The sequence below is a fragment of the Streptomyces sp. NPDC030838 genome (genome assembly GCF_055572035.1).
The window spans coordinates 1-5,433 of the sequence record NZ_JBVIED010000029.1 but is presented as its reverse complement, the minus strand read 5'-3'; the positions used below and the strand labels follow the sequence as shown (position 1 = coordinate 5,433).

General features: G+C 69.2%; 4 protein-coding genes. 1 reads left to right on the top strand and 3 read right to left on the bottom strand.

Going from position 1 to position 5,433, the window contains the following annotated elements:
• Positions 1 to 74: 74 nt before the first annotated feature.
• The 3 genes from ACZ42A_RS38875 to ACZ42A_RS38865 all read right to left on the bottom strand — a co-directional run bounded on the left by ACZ42A_RS38875 (position 75) and on the right by ACZ42A_RS38865 (position 3,003).
• Positions 75 to 1,559 carry a UvrD-helicase domain-containing protein gene (locus ACZ42A_RS38875; RefSeq protein WP_468532109.1) on the bottom strand — a complete coding sequence of 495 codons (1,485 nt, stop codon included), beginning with the start codon at positions 1,557 to 1,559 and terminating at the stop codon, positions 75 to 77.
• A 155-nt stretch (positions 1,560 to 1,714) separates the two neighbouring features.
• Entirely contained in the window at positions 1,715 to 2,593 is an 879-nt protein-coding gene (locus ACZ42A_RS38870) for a DUF6083 domain-containing protein (protein ID WP_468532108.1), read from the bottom strand.
• Between the two features lie 146 nt (positions 2,594 to 2,739).
• Entirely contained in the window at positions 2,740 to 3,003 is a 264-nt protein-coding gene (locus tag ACZ42A_RS38865; RefSeq protein ID WP_468532107.1) for a helix-turn-helix transcriptional regulator, read from the bottom strand.
• A 174-nt stretch (positions 3,004 to 3,177) separates the two neighbouring features.
• Here ACZ42A_RS38865 and ACZ42A_RS38860 point away from each other — a divergent pair, with 174 nt between their 5' ends.
• Positions 3,178 to 4,179 carry a hypothetical protein gene (locus ACZ42A_RS38860; RefSeq protein ID WP_468532106.1) on the top strand — a complete coding sequence of 334 codons (1,002 nt, stop codon included), beginning with the start codon at positions 3,178 to 3,180 and terminating at the stop codon, positions 4,177 to 4,179.
• The last annotated feature ends 1,254 nt before the right edge of the window (positions 4,180 to 5,433 follow it).

Genomic DNA, 5,433 nt, shown 5'->3' with positions numbered 1-5,433 from the left:
GGCCGCTTCGCGCTCTTCTTCGACGCGGAGGGCCGAACAGCGCCTCTCACTCAAGCCCAACGATGAACCGGACATCAACTCACGAACCGCCCTCTGAGGGTGCCGTCGGGGTGGTCGTGGATCCAGGACAGGCCACCGAGGTCAAGGCGTCGTCGGGTGCGGGTGATGGCTACGTAGGCGAGGCGGGCTTCGGCGTCGTCGATGGGGTCGGGTGGCGTGGCGGGGTCTGTCGTTTGATCGCTGGGGATGGTGTCGTTCGAGCGGGCGAAGTCGCTCGCGATCAGTACGCAGGGCCACTCCCGGCCTTTGGCCTTGTGTGCGGTGGAGACGGTGACCTGGGCGTGCTGCTCGGGGACGAGCTGGGCGACGGCGGCGAGGATGGCGTCGGTGCCGTGGGTGTCGACCAGGTTGACCAAGGGCTGGAGATCGCGTCCGGCGGGGTCATGGGCGGCGTAGTCCTGTAGATCGCCCCAGCAGGGAAAGAGAAGCAGTTCGGGGTGGTGGGTGCGGCGGCCTTCCTTCAGGTCGCGGGCGGCTTGGGCCAGGGCGTGCAGGCTGTCGCCTCCTCGTGCGAGGGCGACGCGGTAGCCCGCGTCCATGAGCGTCATGACCTGTGCCATGGCGCCGACGTTGGTGCGGCACAGCACGGCGTCGGGGTGGGTGACGGGGCCGAGTTCGGTGGGGATGGAGGGGGTGCCGGTGAGGCGGATCGGGGCGTCGGCGAGGCCTAGCCATCGGTTGGCTTCCGCGGCGAGGGCGGGTCCGAAGCGGAAGGACTGGGAGAGGGTCAGCTGGATTCCGTCGAAGTCGGCCATGACGTCTTTGGCGCCGCGCCAGTGGTAGATGGCTTGGGCGGAGTCGCCGACCATGACCAGCTGGGCGTGGTGGCGCTGGTTGAGGAAGATCTGCTCGAGGACGGGGTTGGTGTCCTGGGCTTCGTCGAGCAGCAGGAAGTCGGCGTGGAGTTTGGGCTGGGTGAGGGCCCAGATCTTCAGGTAGTGGTCGTGGTCGAAGCGGACGGCTCCGTCCTCGGGGTGTTGCAGGTCGGCCCAGGCCTTGTGAGCGAACGGCACGATGTGCTGGGCCATCTGAGTGTGGAGGTCTTTGTCCTCCAGGCCGCGCAGAGGTGGGACGTGATGGTGGGTGATCGTGTCGTCGGCGGTGTGGCAGAAGCGGGCCACGGTGCGTAGCACGGCGTTGGACTGGGCGCGTTGGGAGACCTCGCGGTCGCCGATGCGGATGCCTTTAGTGATGCCGAGGGCCTGTCCGGTCTGCCAGGCCGGGCGCCGCGGGGCGTTCAGTCGTCGGGCGTAGCGGTGCCCGATGGCGGCGTAGGCAAGGGAGTGGGCGGTTTTGCACTGGACGGTGCGCGGGAAGCGGGTGGTGGCGTCCTGGGCGATGGCGCGGTTGTAGGCGAGGTAATGGCCGCGGCGTGTGGTGGTGCGGGCGAGCAGGTTCAGGGTTGTTGTCTTGCCGGTGCCCGCGCCTGCCTGCACGGCCAGGTGGTCGCCGGCATGGAAGGCGTCGGCTGCGGCGGTCTGTTCATCGGTCGGATTCATGTTGTGGGTTTCCTCAGAGAGGGGGCTGAGCGTGTGCTCGGTGGCAAAGAGTGGGTGGGCGGCGGGCCGGCGCACCTCGCGGTGAAGGCGGTTTGCTTCCTGGGCCGCGTGTTGGGCAGGGCCCGTGGATGATGGCCAGGGTGTAGCGCGGCTTTTCACTGAGGGTGTTGGTGTGCGGCTGAGGGGGGCAGGTGGGGGTGAATGTGAGCGGAGTGGAGGAGCGGGTCGAAGGGCTGCCATCCGACCGGGGTGAGGTCTGCGGCAGTGGGTGCGGCTGCATGGGTGAGGCAGCGTTGGGTGCGCCAGCGTAGTTGCTCGCTGTAAGGCAGGTGGCTGAGGTCGTAGACGGCCATGGGGCTGTCGTCGATGGCGAGTTGGCCAAGGTGGGGTTGGGTGGGCAGCAGCACCCAGCGTCCTGCTGGCAGTGCTGGCGTAAGGACGGGTTGGGTGCAGCGGTGGCGCCGGCGAGTCTGCGCGATGCAGCGAACATCTGCGATCGGGCCTTCGCCGAGGTAGTGGGTGAGGAGCATGCGGACGACGGGACGGGTGGGGCGGTCGTCGCCGGGGTGCGGGGGCTTGGCGGGCGTGTGCGGCGCAGGGGTGAAGGTGCCGTTGTCAGTCATACGGCGGGTGTGGACGGCGAGTTGGCGCCGGAGGGCTTCGAGGCGTAGGCCGGTGCGTGTGATGGGGGTGCGCTGGGTGCAGAGAACGGCGTGCGGGATGCGGCACCAGCCGCTGCCGTCGTCGTGAGGGTGGGCGATGCCCCCGCTGAGATGCCAGCGGCACTGGGTGGGGATGTCGGCGGTGGCCAGCTCTGCGGGGTGAAGGGCGATGGGCCGGTTGTCGCTGCGCTGGTACCAGTCGATGCGGTTGCCGCAGCTGCGGCAACGGCCGGTCTGTCCGGCGCGCAGCAGGCGGCTGGGGCTGTGGGCGGCGATCTGCAGGGAGCGGCGAGGGCGGGTGTTGCGGGGGCTGCCGTCCCAGTGGCAGTTGGCGGGGTCGGGGTGCATGACGCGGAAGATGCCAGGCAGCATGCGGTGGTGCGCAATCGGGCGGTGGGTGTGTCCTCCACATGGCCCATGGTGATCGAACTCGCGCACCAGTGTGCGATCTGAAGTTCGGTACCTGTTCGTCGGTTCGGGTGGTTCGCGGTGTCGTGCGCCGTGCAGGTGCGGCAGGTTCAGGGGGCCTGGTCGCCGGGCGGTGTGTGGTCGGAGCAGAGGGTGCCCAGCAGACGATCGACGGGCACGTTGAAGGTGTGGGCGAGGGTGTGCCAGGTGGTGATACTGCCGGTGGTGCGGCCGTGTTCCAGGTCAATGAGGGTGCGCCTGGCCAGACCGCTGCGTCGGGCGAGTTCGTCGAAGGTCCAGCCGCGTTCGACCCTCAGACGCGCGAGTTCGACGCGCAGTGCGGTGAGGTCGGGGTCGGGCGGCAAGATCGTCACCCCACCATCCGACGGTGCAGGCCCCTGCCCTGTCAGTGCAGACTTCTGCACTATTTGCCCGAGGTGGGCCTAACGCTCGCGATGCAGGGATCTGCACTACGGTGCGTGCGGTCGTGAGCGCCGCGAACGGGCACACCCGCCACTGCAGTGCGGACAGAGGAGGACGACCACCCGATGAGGCTTGCCGGCACGCATCCGGCGGTGCGACGCGTCTGGACGGTGGAACTACATCCGCGCGCGGGCGGGCCGGGCCTCGCCTGCGCCCACTGCACCGTGCACACCTCCCCCGTCACAACCGGATCCCCGCGGTCCGCTGCTCTGGCACATCTGGCCGGCCACGCGCTCGCGGAGACCCTGCCGGGACACCTGCGGATCTGCCAGTGCCGGGAGCGCGGCTGCTCGTGGCATGCCCGGCACCGCGGCTGCACCGGTCGCGTCCTGCTCGCTCTGACCCGCGACCGCAGCGGCCGCGTCTGGCGGCTGGCCGACATGTGCGCCGCTTGCGCAGCATCGACACACCACACCGCCGTCGTGCCGGACACCCAGCTGGTCACGCCCCGGCATACGGCCCGGCAGCAGACTCCCCCACGCTCGTGCACAGCTGGCGAGCGGGCGCGCGTGCGGGAGATGCTCACCTACCTCGCCGCCGCACTCCCCCGCTTCACCTCCCCCGCCGCCCGGCTGCTGGCCCTGCAGTGCGCCCTACGGGCCGACACCCGAGGCCAGGCCCGTCTGGCCGCGGGCCTGCTGCGCAGTATGCGCCTGCGCGGGCGTTCAGAGCTGTGGCAGGAGCTGGCCCACGCCGGCTGGCTCGCACTTCCCGAGTTCAAGTCCGCGCCACTGAGGGTGCAGCTGCTCGATACCGCGATCCTCGACCAGGCTCCCAGCCGCGGCGTCCGCCGGCGCGCGGCGCACTGGGCACTGTCTCCGGCGCCACCAACACGGATGGCCACTGCACCGCCATCCGTCCAACTGATCATGCTGGTACTGGCCGCACACGATTCCGCCGCCTCTCACCACCACAGCATGGACATGGACGTCGTCGCCCATCTGTGCGGATACTCCCCTTCCCAGACCAAAGAGCTGCTGGACCGGCTGGTAGCGGCACGTCTCCTGGCCCGCTGGCAGCACAACAGGGGAACCGACGAGGTGTTCTGGCAGCACTGCAGTGACTGAAAAGCTCAGCGCAGCACGCGCAACACAGGCAAGTGAGCCACCATCTGGCGTTCATCGCGGCCGCCCGCTGCGACGCCGGACCATATCGAAGGGGCGCCGACCCACGTCTCTGCACCAGAATCGCTTGCAGTTGCCGCACGTGCCCCTCGCTGCGGTCCTGCCGGATGCACGGCCTTCCGGCGCGTCCGGCTGCCGCCCCGAGAGCTCCTGCCATGGCTGCGAGATAGAGGGGGCCAGCGAGCCGGGCCGCCGGGGCGGCTTCGGCTAACGATGACTACACCTTGGCAACGCGCCGCTCGGCGGCCGCTGCCAGCAACGACGCCCTTCCCATCTTCATCGAACCACGTCGACACCTCCGCCTCGGTCGCCGCACTTCGCGCCGACCGAGCCCGCTCCGCCCGCCCCCGGCCCGTGGCCTGAGCCAGCGGCGCGTTCTCTCGCGCAGCAGCGCCGCAAATTTGCGCAAACGCTGATGAGAGTGAGCGCAGCGCCCCCGTCCAGGTTGCCGGCGGCCGCTGACGGCGGCGTGCGCCCGGCTCACCCAGGGGAGCACATTCCACCGAAGCGGGGTCAAGTCGCTGCATTTATGCAGGGACTTGTGGACCCTATCGCCTTCGATCCGTTCCGGTCAGGTCCGGTCAGAAGTGAAAGAAGTCAGGTGTTCGCGTCGCCCCGACTCGGCAATTTGTCACCGCTGTGACATTCGAACTTTGCGCGATGAACCGTTTATATAGCGCCGGGTGTGATGGAAGCACTACCGTCCGTTGACGCGAGGAAACCCCGGGCAGGCTCGCTACCGACTCCGGGGTCCCTCATCCACGAGACCAAGAAAGGCAGGTAAGTGCCCAGTGCTTGATCCGTTTTCGGCTGCCGCTCTCATCCGGGCGGCAACTCGCGACGACGCTAGCATTCCGCGTCCTCCCCAGCCCGAAACCCGTACCACGAGTGCCTGGACTGTCACGGTGCAGGCGAGCGTGTTCCTGGCCGTCCTTGTCGTGCCCGTGATCCTGATCCGCGACTGGTGGGCGGCACCGGCCACCACGGCCTTGATGGCGGGACTGATGGTGGCAATGCGTCAGTCACGCTGCCACTACCAGCGCATTCGGCTGAGCTAAGCCGTCTCGGGACGTGGGGGGGGGGGGGGGGGGGGGGGGGGGGGGGGGGGGGGGGGGGGGGGGGGGGGGGGGGGGGGGGGGGGGGGGGGTGGGGCTTTGTTCTTTGTGGCGAGCCAGACCCCCAAGAAAAAAAAAAAAA

Coding starts and splice junctions, on each gene's coding strand:
- ACZ42A_RS38860 (WP_468532106.1), top strand. CDS start 3,178: ATGAGGCTTGCCGGCACGCATCCGGCGGTGCGACGCGTCTGGACGGTG.
- ACZ42A_RS38870 (WP_468532108.1), bottom strand. CDS start 2,593: ATGCTGCCTGGCATCTTCCGCGTCATGCACCCCGACCCCGCCAACTGC.
- ACZ42A_RS38875 (WP_468532109.1), bottom strand. CDS start 1,559: ATGAATCCGACCGATGAACAGACCGCCGCAGCCGACGCCTTCCATGCC.